The organism is Aeromonas media (assembly GCF_000819985.1).
GTDB classification, from domain to species: domain Bacteria; phylum Pseudomonadota; class Gammaproteobacteria; order Enterobacterales; family Aeromonadaceae; genus Aeromonas; species Aeromonas media.
Genome location: NZ_CDBZ01000179.1, coordinates 1 through 17717 on the forward strand (window position 1 = coordinate 1; position 17717 = coordinate 17717).

The window sequence follows — 17717 nt, forward strand, 5'->3', positions numbered from 1 at the left end:
GAGCTAAACGACCTGGGATACTCTGTGTTCAAGATTGGTGGGTCGTGTAGGGATCGAACCTACGACCAATTGATTAAGAGTCAACTGCTCTACCGACTGAGCTAACGACCCATCTTGAACCTGTCACCAACCGCATGTGGCGGGCAGTGTTAAAACATGGTGGTCGTTACTGGGCTCGAACCAGTGACCCCCTCCTTGTAAGGGAGGTGCTCTCCCAGCTGAGCTAAACGACCTGGGGTATTCTTTGTTCAAGATTGGTGGGTCGTGCTGGGTTCGAACCAGCGACCAATTGATTAAGAGTCAACTGCTCTACCAACTGAGCTAACGACCCACACCTTGAACCTGTCACTGCCTGCCGTGGCAGACCGTGTTAAAACTGGTGGTCGTTACTGGGCTCGAACCAGTGACCCCCTCCTTGTAAGGGAGGTGCTCTCCCAGCTGAGCTAAACGACCTGGGAATTCTGTCTTCACCCATTGTGAAGAAATGGTGGGTCGTGCTGGATTCGAACCAGCGACCAATTGATTAAAAGTCAACTGCTCTACCGACTGAGCTAACGACCCTCACCACGACCAGTTCCGAGCGCACTGCTGCACCGGCTCTGACGGCGGCCTATATTACGGATTTATCATCCTGGCGCAATAGAAAAATCTTAAATTAAATCTGTTTGTTCACTGCGCATACAAAGCGGAGCCGTATTTACAAGACTGTTACGAAAACAGTGACATGCAGCAATGTTACAACTTGCTCAGGCTCTGCTTGGCCAACTGGGCCGGAGAGGTATTAGGGTAACCCTTGATCACCTGCTCATAGAAGGCCTTGGCTTCTGCTTTCTTGCCATCAAGCTGCGCCAGCATACCGAGTTTCAGCAGGGCATCGGCCCGTTTGGGCGACTTGCTGTACTTGTTCGCCACAGTGGAGAACTGGCTGGCTGCACCGGCCCTGTCACCCTTGTTGAACATCAGCTGGCCGAGCCAGTAGTGCGCATTGGGAACATAGCTGGAGCTTGGGAACTGCTTGATGAACCCTTCGAAGGCAGGAATGGCCTTGTCGTAATTCTTCTCCTTGAGCACCATGTTCACGGCGGCGTCATAGGCCTGGTTCTCGTCCTGATTGGCCGAGTAGTTGGCCGCGGCGGCAGGTGTCGTGGCGCCGGCTGCCGGGGTCGCGGGCGCTGCGGCGGCAGGCTGGCTGTTGGCCACCTTGTCGAGCTCCTGATAGAGCTGGCGCTGACGCTCTTGCGACTGCTCCATCTGGTAAGTCTGCTGCTCCAGCTGACCACGCAGTTCGGAGACTTCCCCTTGCAGGGAGTCGACCTGTTGCTGCAGCTCGGCCTGCAGGCGCAGACGGGCATTCAGGGTGCGCTCCAGCAGGGCGACCCTGTCTTCCAGGCTACCGGTAGGCACGATAGCGCCGTTGTTGCCGCTAAGGACAACCCCACCACCCGAGTCACCGCCCAGATCGCTGACAGGGGCCGCCGCATGCGCATTCAGAGCAACCAATACGGCTAGCGCAACAACAGCTTGCTTGTACACAGATTTCATTCGGATCAAACCTTAGCGTTTAGTGCAAATAAAACGGCCAGCGCCATAGTCGCTCGCTTATACAGATTTCATTCGGATCAAACCTTGGCGTTTAGTGCAAATAAAACGGCCATCGAAATGGCCGCTTGCATATAAACGAACTTCGTTCGGTTCAAACCTTAGTAAACCAGGACCGCACGGCGGTTTTTGGCAAAGGCATCCTCGGTGTGGGACAGATCCAGCGGCTTCTCTTCGCCATAGCTGACGATGGAGAGCTGCTCGGCCTGCACACCCAGGGTTTGCAGATACTTGGCAACGGCCTTGGCACGACGCTCGCCCAGGGCGATGTTGTATTCCGGAGTACCGCGCTCATCGGCGTGGCCTTCGATCAATACCTTGACGCTCGGACGCTCACGCAGGTAGCTGGCATGGGCATCCAGCAGGTCGGCGTACTGACCCTGAATGTCGTAACCATCGTACGGGAAGTAGATCACGTTATCGCGCTGCAGAGCTTCGAACTTCTGACGCATCTGCTCTTCCGGGGACAACATGCCGTTGGCGCCACCGGTTTGTACACCGCCCATGCCGTCGGTCATGCCAGACTCGGCGCCAGCGGCGTCGGAGTCGGAAGAAGAACTACAGGCAGCCAGGGTGAACAGTGGCAGTGCGATGGCCAGACCCTTGAGCAGTTTATTGAGTTGCATGCTATTTCCTTAAACCTTTATAACAAAACAAAAAACAATCGATTTTTTTATCAATTCAAGAAGGGCGACCAAGCTGGTGCACGAATTTCACCGCTACTGGTCGGAAGCACTGCCTTGAAGCGACCATCGGTCGACACCAACGCAAGACTCTTACGACCCTGATAGATGGTGGCATAAATGATCATGCTGCCATTGGGAGCCACACTTGGCGACTCATCGAGAGCACTCTGGGTCAGTACCAACATGGCTCCGTTTTCCATATCCTGGCGAGCGATGCGATATTGTCCCTGAACCCGGGTCACCACCACCATGGACTTGCCGTCCGGAGTGATGGATGCACCCTGGTTGGAATCCCCTTCCCAGGTCATCCGGCGAGTGACGCCAGTCGCCAAATTTACGCTATAAATCTGGGGTTTGCCACCACGTTCAGAGGTGAACAGCAAAGTTTGACCGTCCGGCATCCAGGAGGGTTCGGTGTCTATGGTGCGGTTATTTGTGACTCGAGTGAGTTGCTTGCTAGCAACATCAACAACATAGAGATCAGGCTGCCCGTCTTTGGACAAAACAATAGCCAAACGGCGACCATCTGGTGACCACTCGGGGGCACCGTTGATGCCGCGGAAACTGGTGATCAGACTGCGCTGCTGGGTATAGATGTCTTGCACGTAGATCTCGGACTTCTGGTTCTCGAAGCTCACGTACGCCAGCTTGCTGCCATCCGGTGACCAGGCCGGCGACATCAGCGGCTCGCGGGAGCGCAGCAGGGTCTTCTCGTTGTAGCCATCGTAATCGGAGATCCGCAGTTGGTACGGGAACTGGGTCCCCTGCTGGACGGAAACATAGGCCAGGCGGGTCAGGAAGGCGCCACGCTCACCGGTCAGACGCTCGTAGACGATGTCGGAGATGCGGTGGGCGAACTGGCGCATCTGGGCACCCGGGATGGTCGCCATGCGGCTGTCCAGGATGTAACCGTTCGCTTCGCCGCCCTGGGTCTTGGCCAGCTGGCCCTTCAGCACGTCGACCAGCTCGAAGTTGATCTTGTAGGTGCCGTCACCGACCGCCGCGATGGAACCGACCACCACGGCCTCCACACCCTGGGAGGCCCAGGGGGCGAAGTTGATCTCGCCACTGCTGCTCGGGGTCTGCGGCATCTGGCCACGGGCCAGCGGCTTGAACTTGCCGCTGCGCATCAGGTCGTTGGAGACCACCTCGGCGATGTCCTGTGGCAGTTGACCATTGCCTTCCCACTTGAAGGGAGCGATGGCGATGGGGCGCGCACTGTCGATACCGCCGGTGATGACGATGTCCAAGGCCGCCTGAGCGCTCTGGCCTAGCAGAAGGCAGCCAACCAAAGCAAAAAACACTTTTCTTATCATGGCTTAAATACTCTGTTCCAATAAAAATGAGAGGTGAAATTCCTTTATCAGCAGATGCTGCCAACCACGGTCAATGACCCCGTTTTATCACGTCTAGATGCTCGGTTCTAACTTGAGGTTAAACTCCTTCAACATCTCGAACGCCGCCGGATCCTTCGGCACCGGCAACTGATTCGCCTTCAACACCGCCGCCTTGCCGGAGCGGCAGACCGCCGGGTCACCCTGGCCGTTGTCCACCGAGATGACGAAGCCGGTACTGGCCAATTTGACACCGATAGTACAGGTTTTGCCCCGCATGGTGGGATCCAAAATCATATAGCGCTCGACCGTTGCCTTGATGAGAGCGGCGTACTTGTCGACCTCCCCCTTCGCGGCCGCCGATGCGGCCTGGCTGCGGGAATTGGCTTCCGCCTCCAGCTGCTGCTGCATCATGGCTTCCATCTCTTTCTGCAACTTGGCCTCCTCGGCCGCCTTGCGCTTGCGCTCTGCCTCTATCTTGGCCTTCTTGTCAGCCTCGGCCTTCGCCTTCTTCTCTGCGTCAGCTTTTGCCTTCTTGGCAGCTTCATCCGCAGCCTTTTTCTCGGCCTCAGCCTTGGCCTTCTTCTCGGCTTCCGCCTTGGCTTTCTTCTCAGCCTCGGCCTTCGCCTTCTTGTCGGCTTCAGCCTTCTTGGCCGCATCCGCTTTGGCCTTGGCCTTCTCCTCGGCCTGCTTCTTCTCCAGCTCTTCTTTCTTTTTCTTGAGCGCCAGCGCCTTGGCGAGTTCCTCTTCCTGGCGCTTGGCTTCGGCCTGCTTGGTCTTCTGCGCCTCCAGCTTGCGAGCTTCCTCGGCCTTCTGGGCCTGCTCTTCCGCCTGCTTCTGCTCGGCTACCTTCTTCTGCTTCTCGGTCTCGGCCTTGCGGGTGGCCTCCTCGGCCTCCTTGCGCTTGGTCTCGGCGATGCGTAGACGCTCCTGCTCCTTCGCCAGCTCGCGCCGGGCCTGATCGGCGTCTTCCTTGTCTTTCTCCTTCTGCTGCTGGGCCGCCTTGGGCTGGGCCTGCTTCTGCTGTTGGACTTGCTGCATCTGCTGTTCCAGCATTTCGCTGTCCATCATGACCGCATTGACGATCTGCCCCTTCGACTCGGGGCGCTTGGGCTTGCTGAAGTCGACACCGACCAGCAATATGATGCCGATGATCAGATGCAGCAGCAGCGACGCGACGAGATAACCGGAAATACCACGCTTCACATCCATCTCCGTCAGTTCACCGGATCCGTCATCAGGCCAACCTGAGGCACACCGGCTTTCTTGAGGGCCACCATCAGCAGGATCACCTCTTCGTAACGCACGGACTTGTCACCCGCTACCACCACGGGCGCGTTCTGGTTGATGGCCAGATAGCCCATGGCCTTCTCGGTGATGTATTGCTGCATCGCCTCGGGCGTGCCGCTCGGCACTGGCTCGTCATCCGCCTCACCAGCCTTGATGACGTACTCACCCTCGGTGTTGACGCTGACGATGAAGGGGGGCTTGGCATCCTCGGGCAGTTGCTCGGACTCCGCCTGGGGCAGGTCCACCTTGACCCCTTGCGTGATCACCGGCGTCACCGCCATGAAGATGATGAGCAGCACCAGCATGACGTCGATATAGGGCACCACGTTGATCTCGGCGACCTTCTTGCGCCGGATCCGCTGATAGGTTTGCATTTACTTCTCACCCTGCTGCTGTGCAATCTGACGGTTCAGTATGGTGGTGAACTCGTCCATGAAGTTGGCGTAGGCGTTCTCCAACTTCTCTACCTTGTTGGTGAATCTGTTATAGAAAATAACCGCGGGAATAGCCGCGAACAGACCCATGGCGGTGGCAATCAGCGCCTCCGCGATGCCCGGTGCCACCATCTGCAGCGTCGCCTGCTGCACCTGACCCAGGGCAATAAAGGCGTTCATGATGCCCCATACGGTACCAAACAGGCCGATATAGGGGCTGATGGAGCCGACGGTCGCCAGCACTGGCAGGTTGGATTCCAGCTCGTCCACCGCACGGGACAGAGAGACGCGCATGGCTCGGTAGGTACCGTCCATCACCGCATCCTGGCCACGGGCACCGGCCTTGAGCAGGCGGGCATACTCCTTGAAGCCGGAATAGAAGATGTCTTCCATGCCTTCGATGTCATCGCGGCGGGAAGAGGACTCCTGATAGAGACGGTTGAGGTCGACGCCGGACCAGAATCTGTCTTCAAACTGCTCCGAGGCGAGATTGGCCGCCTTGATGATCTTGGAACGCTGGATGATCAGCGCCCAGGAGACGACCGACATGCCCATCAGGGTCATCATGACCAGTTTCACCAGCAGACTGGCTTGCCAGAACAGACCAATAAACGAAATTTCAGCGTGCACTTAACAGCACTCCCTTGATTTTTTCAGGTATTGCAACAGGTTTCATTTGCGGATGACTGACACAGGCAATCTGTACCATGGCCTGGGTGATCAGTCGTCCATCAGCCGCCAGGATCTGCTGTGAAAAGCGCATGGAGGCACGTTTCACTTCAGTCACTTGCGTCAATACGGTCAGCAGTTCATTGAAGCGGGCCGCGGAGCGGAAATCGATCTCGGTGCGACTCACCACGAAGGCGATCCCCGCCTGCAACAGGACATCTTGCTCGATGTCGCCGGCGCGCAGGAACTCGGTGCGAGCCCGTTCCATAAACTTGAGATAATTGGCGTTGTAGACGATGCCTCCGGCGTCTGTGTCTTCGTAGTAGACACGTACCGGAAACTCAGAGACTTCCCCCATAAAAATCTGTGATCCATTCGACAGTCAGATGGGGGGCTATCATAGCGCAGGGCTGAATAGGAAAGAAGCAGGGGGAGACAGGGAAATCCCATCTCCCCCTGTTTTTTATGGCAGGGGATAACGACCGATCCACCGGGGGAAAAACCACGGCCGCACTGCGGGGCACAAAAGCAGAGGGAGGCAGAAAATGTCTGGCCTCCCTCGGTGTTTATGGCAGGTAATAACTGCTGGTCAGCCAGAGCCCGTACAACAGGCTTGGCCAGGCGAGCCAGGGGAAAAACAGCACGCGCCCGACCAAGCTGCGGGGGTGGAACCCCAGTCCGTGCATGACGCCGCAGCAGACCGCCCACATCAGCCAGGGGGCCAGCCAGAGACCGTGGTCACTGGTGTTGGCGGCGATCAGATTCGGTGCCTGCAAGATGGCGACGCCCAGCAGGGCCGCCGCCAGCAACATCAGACCTTGCCATGGCTGGCGCTCCAGGGGAGCGGCCAGCCGGGCTAGCCTGTCACTTGTCTTCATCGATCTGACGATCCAGGTTCTCGGTGTGCTCCAGCCAGAGCGCATTGATGATCCCAAACGCACAGGCCAGCAACAGCCCCAGGATCCAGGTGAAATACCACATATCAGGGCACCTTCTTAGTAGAGCGATTGTTGGTTGTCTTCGATGTGCTTGTTGCTCACCCGGCCAAACATCTTGATGTAGGTCCAGATGGTGTAAGCCAGCACTGTCGGTACGAAGACGACTGCGACTACCGTCATCACCTTGAGGGTGTTGAAGGAGGCGGTGGCATCCCACATGGTCAGGCTCTGGGACGGCTCCAGGCTGGAGGGCATCACGAACGGGAACATGGAGAAGCCCGCGGTCAGGATGATGCCGGCAATGGCCAGGGAGGAGAACAGGAACGCCATCCAGCCCTTGCCCAGCTTGGCCGCAAGGGCGGTCAGCAGGCTCATCACCAGACCCAGCACGGGGGCGGCAATCATCCAGGGATAGAGGTTGTAGTTCTGCATCCAGGCACCGGCCTGCACCACCACTTCCTTGTGAAGCGGGTTGGTGACGGCATCGGTGGCGACGGCGCCCACGATCACATAGCCATCCATGCCGCTCACCCAGACACCGGCCAGGGCAAACAGCACCAGGGTCAGCAGGGAGAAGATCATGGCGGCGGTGCGGGAGCGGGCCAGCACTTCACCTTCGGTCTTCATCATCAGCCAGGCAGCACCCTGGGTCACTATCATGAACAGGCTCACCAGACCGGCCAGCAGACCGAACGGGTTGAGCAGGCCGAAGAAGTTGCCGTGGTAGGTCAGCATAAGGAACTGGTTGAAGCTGAACGGAACCCCTTGCAGCAGGTTGCCGAAGGCCACCCCGAAGATGACGGGGGGAATCGCACTACCGGCGAACAGCGCCCAGTCCCAGCTGGTGCGCCACTGGGCACCTTCCTGCAGGGAGCGGTACTTGAAGCCGACCGGACGGAAGAAGAGCGCCATCAGGGTCAGGATCATGGCGATGTAGAAGCCGGAGAAGGCCGCCGCATAGACCATGGGCCAGGCCGCGAACAGGGCACCGCCCGCGGTGACCAGCCAGACCTGGTTGCCTTCCCAGTGCGGCCCCATGGTGTTGAGCATCACCCGACGCTCCACATCCTTCTTGCCGACGAAGGGGAGCAGGGCACCAACCCCCATATCGAAGCCGTCGGTGATGGCGAAGCCGATCAGCAGCACGCCGACCAACACCCACCAGACCAGACGCAACATTTCGTAATCAAACATGGGTTACTCTCCTTATGCCTTGCTCTGTTCGAAGTGGTACTTGCCCGTCTTCAGGCTGCTTGGGCCTAGACGCGCATACTTGAACATCAGGTACATCTCGATGATCAGCAGTACGGTGTAGAACAGGCAGATCCCGATCAGGGAGAACCAGATCTCGGACGCAGGGATATTGGATGCGGAGACTGAGGTCGGCAGCATCTCGGCGATGGTCCAGGGTTGGCGACCGTACTCGGCGACAAACCAGCCTGCCTCGATGGCGATCCAGGGCAGCGGGATGCCGTACAGCAACGCCTTGAGCAACCACTTGCGCTCACCGATCTTGTGGCGAGTGCTGTCATAGAAGGCCAGACCGATCAGCACCAGCATCAACATGCCGCAGGCAACCATGATGCGGAAGGCGAAGAACAGCGGCAGCACCTGCGGGATGGAGTCATCCACGGCGGCCTTGATCTGATCGTCGGTCGCGTCGGTCACGTTGGCGGTGTAACGCTTGAGCAGCAGACCGTAGCCCAGATCCTGCTTCACCTCGTCGAAGCGAGCGCGGGTCTCGTCTGACTTGTCGCCGGATTGCAGCTTGGTCAGCAGATCGTAGGCGGTCATGCCGCTGCGCACGCGCAGTTCATGCTCGCTCTTCAGATCCTTGAGACCGGTCACCTGACCGTCCAGGGAACGGGTCGCTATGATGCCGAGGGCGTAGGGGATCTTGATGGCGTAGTCGGTGCGCATCTCTTCCTGGTTCGGGATGCCGAACAGGGTGAAGGATGCGGGAGCCGGCTCGGTGTTCCACTCGGCCTCGATGGCCGCCAGTTTCACCTTCTGCACTTCCCCGGTCTCGTAGCCGGACTCGTCACCCAGGATCAGCACGGAGAGGATGGAGGCCATGCCAAATGCGGCCGCGATGGCGAAGGAGCGACGGGCGAAGGCCACATCACGATTCTTCAGCAGGTAGTAGGAGGAGATGCCCAGCACGAACATGGCGCCCGTGGTGTAACCCGCCGCCACCGTGTGGACGAACTTGACCTGGGCCACCGGGTTGAACACCAGCTCCGCGAAGCTCACCATCTCCATCCGCATGGATTCGAAGTTGAACTCGGCGCCGACCGGGTTCTGCATCCAGCCGTTGGCGACCAGGATCCAGAGGGCGGAGAGGTTGGTCCCGAGTGCCATCAGCCAGGTTGCCGCCAGATGCTGGCGCTTGCTGAGGCGATCCCAGCCGAAGAAGAACATGCCGACGAAGGTGGACTCCAGGAAGAAGGCCATCAAGCCTTCGATGGCCAGCGGGGCCCCGAAGATGTCGCCGACATAGTGGGAGTAATAAGCCCAGTTGGTACCGAACTGAAACTCCATGGTGAGCCCGGTGGTGACCCCAAGGGCGAAGTTGATACCAAACAACTTGCCCCAGAACTTGGTCATGTCCCGGTACACAGTGTTGTTGGTCATCACATAGACAGACTCCATGATCGCCAGAATGAAGGCCATTCCCAGCGTCAGGGGTACAAACAGGAAGTGATAAAGGGCCGTCGCAGCGAATTGGAACCGCGATAGGTCTACCACATGCTCAGCAATCATGATGTTTCCTCACCGATTATTGGCACGGCTATTTTAAGTTTTAAGGACAAAGCTTCCATTGGAAGTCCCCGAACGGTCGGTCACGCCTCGCGGACCGATCGGATTCGACTGCCACCACATTAACAACAAGGCAATATACGAGAACAAAAAAAGCTAATGTTTAACATCTTTAAAACAATAACTGTGGTTCTATTCTCGCCTATAATGATCGCTGTTTTATATCACCTTTATTTGATTGAAATCAATGTAAAACCATCATCAATACATGCCTTTTCAAGGCAACTTAAGAGCCGGTAAATATTAATTGTGCGAGCCTCATCACAAAAAGAATAAACGCATAAATTATTGATTTAAATCAATTTTAAAAAGAAACCAAATGGTTTCAATTCTGTTAATAAAATAGTGAGCGCCATAAGCAGCGCGCTCATTATTCCATAATTTAAAAAATGGCCTGCCTCATCAGGAAAGCAATTTAAAACCAACAAAAACACATCTTTATGCGAGTAATTCACTTCAGCAAATTCATTACTTTATCTAATCGAAAGCCCATAGATTTTCTTGTTTGTTCCACCCGACAAGAGCTCCTACAATGCGCCTCGCAGTGAGGGCATACCTCTGGATACAGGCCGGTCATTCCGGGTTCCCGGTACGTATTCGATGAACATTTCGAACCTGTTTGTTGGGATTAATGATGAAAAAGTTTGTTGCCAAGACCATCCGCTACTACAAGCTTTCGTTCGTTCAACTCTATCAAATGAACCGACTCTGAGGCCTCGCGACGGCTCCTTTGTTTTTTTCCGACCGGTCTGCAGACGCACTCACTGTCTGTGAACATCCATCCTGAATTGTCTTTGCCCACCGCATCCGCCGTGGGCTTTTTTTTACCCGGATAATAAAAAACCGCCCTTGGGGCGGTTTGTCGTTCAAAGGCTGCTTTTACTGCTCATCTGGCCGTTGCAGGCCAAAGTGAACATAAGCTCTCGGTGTCGCGATCCGCCCTCTGGGTGTACGTTGCAGATAGCCTTGCTGGATCAGATAAGGCTCCAGCACGTCCTCTATGGTGTCCTTCTCCTCACCGATGGCGGCGGCCAGGTTGTCGAGGCCCACGGGTCCCCCCATAAACTTGTCGATGACGGCCAACAATAGCTTGCGGTCCATGAAGTCGAACCCCTCATTGTCAACGTCCAGCATGTCCATGGCTCGGGCAGCTATGGGTCCATCAATACGCCCATCGGACTTCACCTGAGCAAAATCCCGCACCCGTCTTAACAAGCGGTTAGCAATCCGCGGGGTTCCACGGGAGCGGCGAGCAACCTCCAGCGCACCATCCCCCGACATGTCGAGCCCGAGACAGCGGGCGCTGCGGGAGACGATGTCGGTGAGATCCTTGACGTTGTAGAACTCCAGCCGCTGGACGATACCGAAACGATCCCGCAGCGGGCTCGTCAGGGAGCCGGCCCGGGTGGTGGCTCCGATCAGGGTGAAGGGGGGGAGGTCCAGCTTGATGGAGCGGGCGGCAGGCCCTTCCCCTATCATGATGTCGAGCTGATAATCCTCCATGGCCGGATAGAGCACTTCCTCCACCACGGGGCTGAGGCGGTGAATTTCATCGATGAAGAGCACATCGTTCGGTTCGAGGTTGGTGAGCAGGGCCGCGAGATCCCCCGCCTTTTCCAGCACGGGCCCCGAGGTGGTCTTGATGCTGACCCCCATCTCGTTGGCGACGATGTTGGCCAGCGTGGTCTTGCCGAGCCCGGGCGGGCCGAAGATCAGCAGATGATCGAGGGCCTCCCCGCGCTGGCGCGCGGCCTCGATGAAGATCTCCATCTGGTCACAGACGTGATCCTGGCCGGTGTAATCCGCCAGCTTCCTGGGCCGGATGGCCCGATCGATGACTTCGTCCTCGCGGGCGGCGCCGGCCGAGATAAGACGATCCGCTTCAATCATGGGCTACCTCACGCTCTGCGTCCCCACTGCCACCGTCGAGTGATGCAGGATGATCCGCTTGCTTCATTGTCATTCTCACACCAGGCTGCGCAGGGATTCGCGGATGATGGCTTCGACCGACATACCCTCGCTGGCCACCTTGGCCACGATCTGGCTCGCCTGCTGGGGTTTGTAACCGAGCGCCACCAGAGCGCTGGCCGCTTCTTCGCTCGCATCGGGCGCACGCAGCTGGCTCTCCTGGGCAGGCAGGGTGATTTCCGCAGGGGAGAAGAGATCGTGGCTGACCCAGCCTTTGAGCCTGTCTTTCATCTCCACCACCAGCCGCTCGGCGGTCTTCTTGCCCACCCCGGGCAGTTTGACCAGAGAGCTTATTTCCTCGCGCTCCACACTCAGCACGAACTGGGTGGCGGTCATGCCGGAGAGGATGGCCAGCGCCAGCTTGGGACCGACCCCGTTGGTCTTGATCAGCTCGCGAAACAGCGCCCGCTCCTGCTTGTGGTTGAAGCCATACAGCAGTTGAGCATCTTCGCGTACCACGAAGTGGGTGTGAATGACTGCTTCCTTCCCGAGTTCGGGCAGATCATAGAAGCAGCTCATGGGCATATGCACCTCATAACCCAACCCCCCCACTTCGATCAGGACCTCAGGGGGTTGTTTCTCGATGATGACGCCTCTCAAGCGACCGATCATGTTCTCTTCCTCGCCACGCAGACTCTTGCAAATTGGGTCATAGCATAAAGAATAACTGGATAAGTATCCAGCATAGGGCTTGCCCCGCGATCTCCCGCTCGCCCTCCCCTGCCCGGGCTCCAGGGCCCGTGCCAAAAGCGGCCCCTTTCCCTCCGCCTGGCTGAATTTAGCCCTTGGGCCACGGGGCTCAGCCTGTTAAAATTCCGCACTTGAAATTTTCCAGGGCCAAGGGCCCGAACTAGCGAAGGTCTACCGCGATGCGTACCAGCCAATATCTGCTTTCCACTCTCAAGGAAACCCCCTCCGACGCTGAAGTCATCAGCCACCAGCTGATGCTGCGCGCCGGCATGATCCGCAAACTGGCCTCCGGCATGTACGCCTGGCTGCCAACCGGTCTGCGGGTTCTGAAAAAAATCGAGAACATTGTTCGCGAAGAGATGAACAATGCTGGTGCCATCGAAGTCTCCATGCCGGTGGTGCAACCCGCCGAGCTGTGGCAGGAATCCGGCCGCTGGGATGACTACGGTCCCGAGCTGTGCCGTCTGACCGACCGCCACAACCGTCCCTTCGTGCTGGGCCCGACCCACGAAGAGGTGATCACCTCGCTGATCCGTTACGAAGTGAACAGCTACAAGCAGCTGCCGCTCAACCTCTACCAGATCCAGACCAAGTTCCGCGACGAAGTACGCCCCCGTTTCGGTGTGATGCGTGGCCGTGAATTCCTGATGAAGGACGCCTACTCCTTCCACATCGACAAAGAGTCTCTGGTCGATACCTACGAGAAGATGCACGCCGCCTACTGCAAGGCGTTCACCCGCATGGGTCTGAACTTCCGTCCGGTGCAGGCCGATACCGGCTCCATCGGGGGTACCGGTTCCCACGAATTCCAGGTGCTGGCCGAGAGCGGTGAAGACCTGATCGCCTTCTCCGACAGCTCCGATTACGCCGCCAACATCGAGATGGCCGAAGCGCTGGCGCCGGCGGGTGAGCGCGCTGCCGCAACCAAAGCCCTGACCAAGGTTGCCACCCCGGCCGTCCACACCATCGACGAAGTGGCCGCCTTCCTGAACGTGGCACCGACCGTCATCGCCAAGACCCTGCTGGTACTGGCAGAGGAAGATGAGCATGGCAAGCAGGCCGTTATCGCGCTGGTGCTGCGTGGCGACCACGAGCTGAATGAAATCAAGGCCGAGAAGCTCTCTGGTGTTGCCAACCCGCTGACCTTCGCCAACGACGAGCAGATCAAGGCTGCCGCCGGTTGCGATGCGGGCTCCATCGGCCCGGTCGGCTTTGCCGGTCGCATCATCGTCGATCGCAGCGCCGCCCAGCTGAGCGATTTTGTTTGCGGTGCCAACGAGACCGGCTTCCACCTGACCGGTGCCAACTGGGATCGCGATATCGCTTCTTACGAAGTTGCCGACCTGCGCAACGTGGTGGAAGGCGACCCGAGCCCGTGCGGCCAGGGCAAGCTGCTGCTCAAGCGCGGTATCGAAGTGGGCCACATCTTCCAGTTGGGTACCAAGTACTCCGAAGCGATGAAGGCGAGCGTGCTGAACGAAGGCGGCAAGTCCGTCACCATGGAGATGGGTTGCTACGGTATCGGGGTTTCCCGTCTGGTGGCTGCGGCCATCGAGCAGAACAACGACCAGTACGGCATCATCTGGCCGGACGCCATCGCCCCGTTCGAAGTGGCCATAGTGCCGATGAACATGCACAAATCCGAGCGCGTGGCCGAGCAGGCACAGCAGTTCTACGCCGAGCTGAAAGCCGCCGGTGTGGATGTGCTGTTCGATGACCGTAAAGAGCGCCCGGGCGTGATGTTCGCCGACATGGAGCTGCTGGGCATCCCGCACGCCATCGTCATCGGCGATCGCGGTCTGGACAACGGTGTGGTGGAGTACAAGTGCCGCCGCTCCGGCGAGAAGCAGGAAGTGGCGATCACAGACATCGTCGCCCTGCTCAAGGCCAAGCTGGGCCGTTAATTCCGCCTCCTTGCCTGAATAGAAAAGCGCGCCATTTGGCGCGCTTTTTGTTTCTGTATTCTGACGATAGCAACCGGATGATGGAGTAGCTCCTCAGGCGTTGCGACCGATAAAGAGATCGGTCACATGGCAGCTGCTTCTCGCTTCCAGTGCGTCGAGCATGTAGGCCGCCGCATCTTCCGGGGTCATGAAGCCGCTGCTGTCCACGTGATCCGAGTTGTCCCAGAATTCGCTGCGGATCCCACTCGGATAGAGGTTCACCAGCCGTAGCGGCGAGCCTTTCAGCTCGGCCCGCAACGACTCCAGAAAACCGCGCATGCCCCATTTGGAGGCGCAGTAGAGGCTCTCGTTGGCCTTGCCCACCTGGGCGGCGGAGGAGAGCACATTGGCCAGCACGCCGCCCTTGTCGCCAATGAGCCGCACCGTCTGCTGGGCCACCAGAATGGTGGAGATGAGATTGCTCTCCACCACCCGGCGGATCTGCTCGGCGGTATAGACACCAACCGGGCCGAATTCGCCGACTCCGGCGCAGTGGATCACCATGTCGGGCAGGCCGCCCCACTCCACCGCTGCGGCGAAGGCAACGTCGACCTCTTCATGGTGCGCCAGATCGGCAGCGATGCCGATCACCGCGCTGCCGAGCAGTTGTTCCTGCTCCTGCAGTCGCTGATAACGGCGCCCCATCATGGAGACGCGATGACCGCGTTCTACCAGTCCGATGGTCAGAGCACGCCCAAGGCCGGAGCCCGCGCCAGTCACTATGATATGGCCCATATCCTTACCCCTTGGCAATGGACGGTTCTGTCGACGTACCCATCATGGGCTTATTCCAGCCGCTGGGCACGGCTCAGGCCGGAACATACGCCCGTCACCAGAGATGTGCCACACGTTCGCTGTCCTTAACCGTGCCGCCTTTAGAAGCGGAACGCGCCGCCGATGAACCAGCCTTCTATCCCCTGATCCATATCGGCGATGTCGATGGCGGCATCACGCCAGCCGGCACGGATCTGCACCGGGATGGAGGAGAACTGATAAGCCGCTCCAAGACGGTAGTCATAGTGATCGCCGTTCTCGATGCGAGCGTCGCCGAAGAAGGAGAAACCTGTGCCCGGCAGCATCACTTCGGCGCCGGTATAAGCCATCAGCTCACCCTCGTCGTAGGATTCGTTCAGGGTGTGGAACTTGCCGTCGTATTGACGACCGGTCAGGCCCAGATCGATCTTGAACAGGTCGTTGTTCAGCAGACGATAGTAGAGGGTCAGATCATAGGCTTCGAGATCGTTGTTGAATGAACCGCCACTGGTGCTGAAATCGGTGATCTCGAACTTGGCGTTCGGTAGCAGGAAGATGTCGTGCTCGACTTGCAGGTAGCCAGTCCAGTTGTACTGGTCATCATAGCTGCCGTTGGCATCCACACCATGGATGCTGCCGCTGCCCTGGGAGTTCCAGCTATCGACACCCGCCGCGAAACGCCAGTCATCGGCAGCCATGGCGGCTTGACTGAAGAGGGCCAGCAGGCTGGCGGCAATCAAAGTCTTTTTCATCATATCGTTCCCTTGTGGACTGGAAAGGCCATCATTTTACCCGGTGAGCAAGGAATACCTAGAGTAAAAAGCTGAACAAGCGTCCATTAATGTCAGTGCTGCATGCCTTTCATCGGCTCGACCGGCTTCACCGGCAGACTCAGACTGAGGGTTTGACCATCATCCAGGGTCAGCGTCAGCGGGAAGGGCGTGTCCTGGGAGAGCTCACGCACGTCGAACAGCATGATGTGGAGACTGCCTGGTTTGAGAACGGCCTCACCCCTGGCCGGGATCTCGATGCTCTCGACCTGGCGCATCTTCATGACGCCATTTTCGTGCAGATGGGTGTGCAGCTCGGCACGGCCAGCGTCAGGGGAGGCAACCGCAGTCAGGGCCACCGGCTTGTCCCCGTCATTCTTGAGCACCATGAAGGCAGCGGTGTTGGGTGAACCCGGGGGGAGCAAGCGCACATAACCGTCGACGGCCTCGACCTTGGCCAGTGCGGGGGCTGCCAGGAGCAGGGCCAGGGTGGAATAAAACGCACGTTTAAACATGGTTGAAATCCTTTTATGATGTTGTTAAACGACGCAAAGCTTACCCCTGTGGCAAGCTTTTGACAGCCCCCGAACACAAGGATTCAGACATGGCCCTCACAATTCTGGCCGAGCAGCAGGATGGCTTGCTCCTGCTGACCCTCAACCGGCCGGACAAGCGCAATGCCCTCAACACCGACATGTACCTGGCCCTCACCGAGGCCTTTCAGCAGGCTGCCCAGGACGAGAGCGTGCATGTGGTGTTGCTGCAAGGGCAGCAGGAGTGCTTCACCGCGGGCAATGATCTCGCGGACTTCATGGGCAAGAGCAGCCTGGAAGCGGATGACCCCATCCTGCAGTTCCTCCACACCCTGGCCGACTTCCCCAAGCCGGTGATCGCCGCCGTGGGCGGCCCTGCGGTGGGTATAGGCACCACCCTGCTGCTGCACTGCGATCTGGTCTATCTGGGGGACAACGCCAGGCTGCAACTGCCCTTCGTCGAGCTCGGACTGGTGCCGGAGTTTGCCTCCAGCCTGCTGCTGCCCCGTGCCGTGGGCCATCTGAAGGCGGCAGAGCTGTTGTTGCTGGCGGAGGCCATCGACGCCGGAGAGGCGCTGCGGCTCGGGCTCGCCAACCGGGTGGTGGCCGCCGATACGTTGCTCGCGTTTGCCCGCGAACAGGGGCTGAAGCTCGCGGCCAAAGCGCCCAAGGCGCTGCAAAAGAGCAAGGCGCTGCTCAAGCAGGAGCTCAGGCAGGCGGTGCATTTCGTCATCGATCTGGAGGCCCGCGCCTTCTCCCTCGCCCTGCAAGGGGAGGAAGCACAGAGCCGCATCGCACGGCGGCTCGGGCGCACAGCCGCTAGTTGAGGCGGAACCGGCCTATCAGCTCGCAGCCCTGCACCTTGTCCTGCACCTGGATCAACCTGGCGATCTCGGGGTTGGGGTGGCGCTTCAAGAAGGAGAGCAGGGCGGCGCGGCAGCAGCCCAGCTCGCTGACGAGGGATTCGCACGCCCGGTTCGGGCACTGGGGCACCAGCGCCGTCACCAGCTCGGAGGCCAGCTTGAGATAGCGCAGCTCATAGGCGGGCTCCTCCATGGCGCGCCAGAAGTCAGCCATGCGGTGGCAGGTGGCGACCCGCATGCTGGCCAGTTCGTCCAGATCCCCGGACGCCAGCTCATACACCTCCCCCAGGGCCTGCTGATAGAGGCAGATGGCCGTGCCCAGTGCCCCTATGCCAAGGGCATTCTCCGCCTCCAGCATGTAACGCTGCCAGTTCTGATTCGTCATGGTCCTCTCTCCTGCCGATACGAGTGGAGCCTGTATCATGGC

The 17717-nt window shown here is 58.7% G+C and carries 19 protein-coding genes and 5 tRNA genes; 2 read left to right on the forward strand and 22 right to left on the reverse strand.

Going from position 1 to position 17717, the window contains the following annotated elements; translation table 11 throughout:
• Positions 1-35: 35 nt before the first annotated feature.
• The 18 genes from BN1127_RS15220 to ruvA all read right to left on the reverse strand — a co-directional run bounded on the left by BN1127_RS15220 (position 36) and on the right by ruvA (position 12350).
• Positions 36-111, reverse strand: a tRNA-Lys gene (locus BN1127_RS15220).
• A 46-nt stretch (positions 112-157) separates the two neighbouring features.
• Positions 158-233 (reverse strand) — tRNA-Val (locus BN1127_RS15225).
• Positions 234-255: 22 nt separating this feature from the next.
• Positions 256-331, reverse strand: a tRNA-Lys gene (locus BN1127_RS15230).
• Between the two features lie 46 nt (positions 332-377).
• Positions 378-453 (reverse strand) — tRNA-Val (locus BN1127_RS15235).
• 32 nt (positions 454-485) lie between these two features.
• Positions 486-561: transfer RNA gene (locus BN1127_RS15240), tRNA-Lys, on the reverse strand.
• A gap of 174 nt (positions 562-735) precedes the next feature.
• Complete coding sequence (gene ybgF / locus BN1127_RS15245; protein ID WP_041206741.1) at positions 736-1542, reverse strand: tol-pal system protein YbgF; 807 nt, start codon at positions 1540-1542, stop codon at positions 736-738.
• A gap of 158 nt (positions 1543-1700) precedes the next feature.
• Positions 1701-2225: a peptidoglycan-associated lipoprotein Pal gene (pal, locus tag BN1127_RS15250; RefSeq protein ID WP_005331552.1), complete on the reverse strand. Its 525-nt coding sequence runs from the start codon at positions 2223-2225 to the stop codon at positions 1701-1703.
• Positions 2226-2275: 50 nt separating this feature from the next.
• Entirely contained in the window at positions 2276-3601 is a 1326-nt protein-coding gene (tolB, locus tag BN1127_RS15255; protein ID WP_041206742.1) for a Tol-Pal system beta propeller repeat protein TolB, read from the reverse strand.
• Between the two features lie 93 nt (positions 3602-3694).
• Entirely contained in the window at positions 3695-4831 is a 1137-nt protein-coding gene (tolA, locus tag BN1127_RS15260) for a cell envelope integrity protein TolA (RefSeq protein WP_005331548.1), read from the reverse strand.
• A 5-nt stretch (positions 4832-4836) separates the two neighbouring features.
• Positions 4837-5283, reverse strand: coding sequence for a protein TolR (tolR, locus tag BN1127_RS15265; protein ID WP_005331545.1), 447 nt, complete (start codon positions 5281-5283; stop codon positions 4837-4839).
• Positions 5284-5973 (reverse strand): protein TolQ, encoded by a 690-nt coding sequence (tolQ, locus tag BN1127_RS15270; protein WP_005331543.1) that lies wholly within the window; start codon positions 5971-5973, stop codon positions 5284-5286.
• On the reverse strand, positions 5963-6370 hold the full coding sequence (ybgC, locus tag BN1127_RS15275) for a tol-pal system-associated acyl-CoA thioesterase (RefSeq protein ID WP_005331541.1): 408 nt from the start codon (positions 6368-6370) through the stop codon (positions 5963-5965). Before ybgC ends, tolQ begins: the two co-directional genes overlap by 11 nt.
• 208 nt (positions 6371-6578) lie before the next feature.
• Positions 6579-6890, reverse strand: coding sequence for a cyd operon YbgE family protein (locus tag BN1127_RS15280; protein ID WP_041206743.1), 312 nt, complete (start codon positions 6888-6890; stop codon positions 6579-6581).
• The gene (cydX, locus tag BN1127_RS21710) at positions 6877-6993 is read right to left on the reverse strand and encodes a cytochrome bd-I oxidase subunit CydX (protein ID WP_005331536.1); all 117 of its coding nucleotides are present in this window, start codon (positions 6991-6993) and stop codon (positions 6877-6879) included. Before cydX ends, BN1127_RS15280 begins: the two co-directional genes overlap by 14 nt.
• Before the next feature lie 14 nt (positions 6994-7007).
• Positions 7008-8144 (reverse strand): cytochrome d ubiquinol oxidase subunit II, encoded by a 1137-nt coding sequence (gene cydB, locus BN1127_RS15290; RefSeq protein WP_042650005.1) that lies wholly within the window; start codon positions 8142-8144, stop codon positions 7008-7010.
• A gap of 12 nt (positions 8145-8156) precedes the next feature.
• Positions 8157-9713 carry a cytochrome ubiquinol oxidase subunit I gene (gene cydA, locus BN1127_RS15295; RefSeq protein WP_041206745.1) on the reverse strand — a complete coding sequence of 519 codons (1557 nt, stop codon included), beginning with the start codon at positions 9711-9713 and terminating at the stop codon, positions 8157-8159.
• A gap of 936 nt (positions 9714-10649) precedes the next feature.
• On the reverse strand, positions 10650-11660 hold the full coding sequence (ruvB, locus tag BN1127_RS15300) for a Holliday junction branch migration DNA helicase RuvB (protein WP_005331532.1): 1011 nt from the start codon (positions 11658-11660) through the stop codon (positions 10650-10652).
• 75 nt (positions 11661-11735) lie between these two features.
• Complete coding sequence (gene ruvA, locus BN1127_RS15305) at positions 11736-12350, reverse strand: Holliday junction branch migration protein RuvA (RefSeq protein WP_041206746.1); 615 nt, start codon at positions 12348-12350, stop codon at positions 11736-11738.
• Between the two features lie 257 nt (positions 12351-12607).
• Here ruvA and BN1127_RS15310 point away from each other — a divergent pair, with 257 nt between their 5' ends.
• Positions 12608-14332, forward strand: a complete 1725-nt coding sequence (locus BN1127_RS15310; protein WP_005331525.1) for a proline--tRNA ligase — start codon at positions 12608-12610, stop codon at positions 14330-14332.
• Between the two features lie 93 nt (positions 14333-14425).
• Here the strand turns inward: BN1127_RS15310 and BN1127_RS15315 are convergent, their stop codons facing one another.
• From BN1127_RS15315 to BN1127_RS15325, 3 genes are all read right to left on the reverse strand, one after another.
• On the reverse strand, positions 14426-15106 hold the full coding sequence (locus tag BN1127_RS15315; protein ID WP_005331522.1) for an SDR family oxidoreductase: 681 nt from the start codon (positions 15104-15106) through the stop codon (positions 14426-14428).
• 140 nt (positions 15107-15246) lie between these two features.
• A complete protein-coding gene (locus tag BN1127_RS15320) occupies positions 15247-15876 on the reverse strand; it encodes a TIGR04219 family outer membrane beta-barrel protein (RefSeq protein ID WP_041206747.1) in 630 nt (209 codons plus the stop codon).
• A gap of 92 nt (positions 15877-15968) precedes the next feature.
• Entirely contained in the window at positions 15969-16409 is a 441-nt protein-coding gene (locus BN1127_RS15325; protein ID WP_005331518.1) for a copper chaperone PCu(A)C, read from the reverse strand.
• 89 nt (positions 16410-16498) lie between these two features.
• Here BN1127_RS15325 and BN1127_RS15330 point away from each other — a divergent pair, with 89 nt between their 5' ends.
• Positions 16499-17254: an enoyl-CoA hydratase-related protein gene (locus BN1127_RS15330; RefSeq protein ID WP_005331516.1), complete on the forward strand. Its 756-nt coding sequence runs from the start codon at positions 16499-16501 to the stop codon at positions 17252-17254.
• Here BN1127_RS15330 and BN1127_RS15335 read toward each other — a convergent pair.
• Positions 17247-17675, reverse strand: a complete 429-nt coding sequence (locus BN1127_RS15335) for a DUF2753 family protein (protein WP_005331514.1) — start codon at positions 17673-17675, stop codon at positions 17247-17249. The genes BN1127_RS15330 and BN1127_RS15335 overlap by 8 nt on opposite strands.
• Positions 17676-17717: the final 42 nt, after the last annotated feature.

Excerpts from the sequence above, each read along its gene's own strand:
- ybgF (WP_041206741.1), bottom strand. The coding sequence starts at position 1,542 with ATGAAATCTGTGTACAAGCAAGCTGTTGTTGCGCTAGCCGTATTGGTT.
- pal (WP_005331552.1), bottom strand. The coding sequence starts at position 2,225 with ATGCAACTCAATAAACTGCTCAAGGGTCTGGCCATCGCACTGCCACTG.
- tolB (WP_041206742.1), bottom strand. The coding sequence starts at position 3,601 with ATGATAAGAAAAGTGTTTTTTGCTTTGGTTGGCTGCCTTCTGCTAGGC.
- tolA (WP_005331548.1), bottom strand. The coding sequence starts at position 4,831 with ATGGATGTGAAGCGTGGTATTTCCGGTTATCTCGTCGCGTCGCTGCTG.
- tolR (WP_005331545.1), bottom strand. The coding sequence starts at position 5,283 with ATGCAAACCTATCAGCGGATCCGGCGCAAGAAGGTCGCCGAGATCAAC.
- ybgC (WP_005331541.1), bottom strand. The coding sequence starts at position 6,370 with ATGGGGGAAGTCTCTGAGTTTCCGGTACGTGTCTACTACGAAGACACA.
- BN1127_RS15280 (WP_041206743.1), bottom strand. The coding sequence starts at position 6,890 with ATGAAGACAAGTGACAGGCTAGCCCGGCTGGCCGCTCCCCTGGAGCGC.
- cydX (WP_005331536.1), bottom strand. The coding sequence starts at position 6,993 with ATGTGGTATTTCACCTGGATCCTGGGGCTGTTGCTGGCCTGTGCGTTT.
- cydB (WP_042650005.1), bottom strand. The coding sequence starts at position 8,144 with ATGTTTGATTACGAAATGTTGCGTCTGGTCTGGTGGGTGTTGGTCGGC.
- cydA (WP_041206745.1), bottom strand. The coding sequence starts at position 9,713 with ATGATTGCTGAGCATGTGGTAGACCTATCGCGGTTCCAATTCGCTGCG.
- ruvB (WP_005331532.1), bottom strand. The coding sequence starts at position 11,660 with ATGATTGAAGCGGATCGTCTTATCTCGGCCGGCGCCGCCCGCGAGGAC.
- ruvA (WP_041206746.1), bottom strand. The coding sequence starts at position 12,350 with ATGATCGGTCGCTTGAGAGGCGTCATCATCGAGAAACAACCCCCTGAG.
- BN1127_RS15310 (WP_005331525.1), top strand. The coding sequence starts at position 12,608 with ATGCGTACCAGCCAATATCTGCTTTCCACTCTCAAGGAAACCCCCTCC.
- BN1127_RS15315 (WP_005331522.1), bottom strand. The coding sequence starts at position 15,106 with ATGGGCCATATCATAGTGACTGGCGCGGGCTCCGGCCTTGGGCGTGCT.
- BN1127_RS15320 (WP_041206747.1), bottom strand. The coding sequence starts at position 15,876 with ATGAAAAAGACTTTGATTGCCGCCAGCCTGCTGGCCCTCTTCAGTCAA.
- BN1127_RS15325 (WP_005331518.1), bottom strand. The coding sequence starts at position 16,409 with ATGTTTAAACGTGCGTTTTATTCCACCCTGGCCCTGCTCCTGGCAGCC.
- BN1127_RS15330 (WP_005331516.1), top strand. The coding sequence starts at position 16,499 with ATGGCCCTCACAATTCTGGCCGAGCAGCAGGATGGCTTGCTCCTGCTG.
- BN1127_RS15335 (WP_005331514.1), bottom strand. The coding sequence starts at position 17,675 with ATGACGAATCAGAACTGGCAGCGTTACATGCTGGAGGCGGAGAATGCC.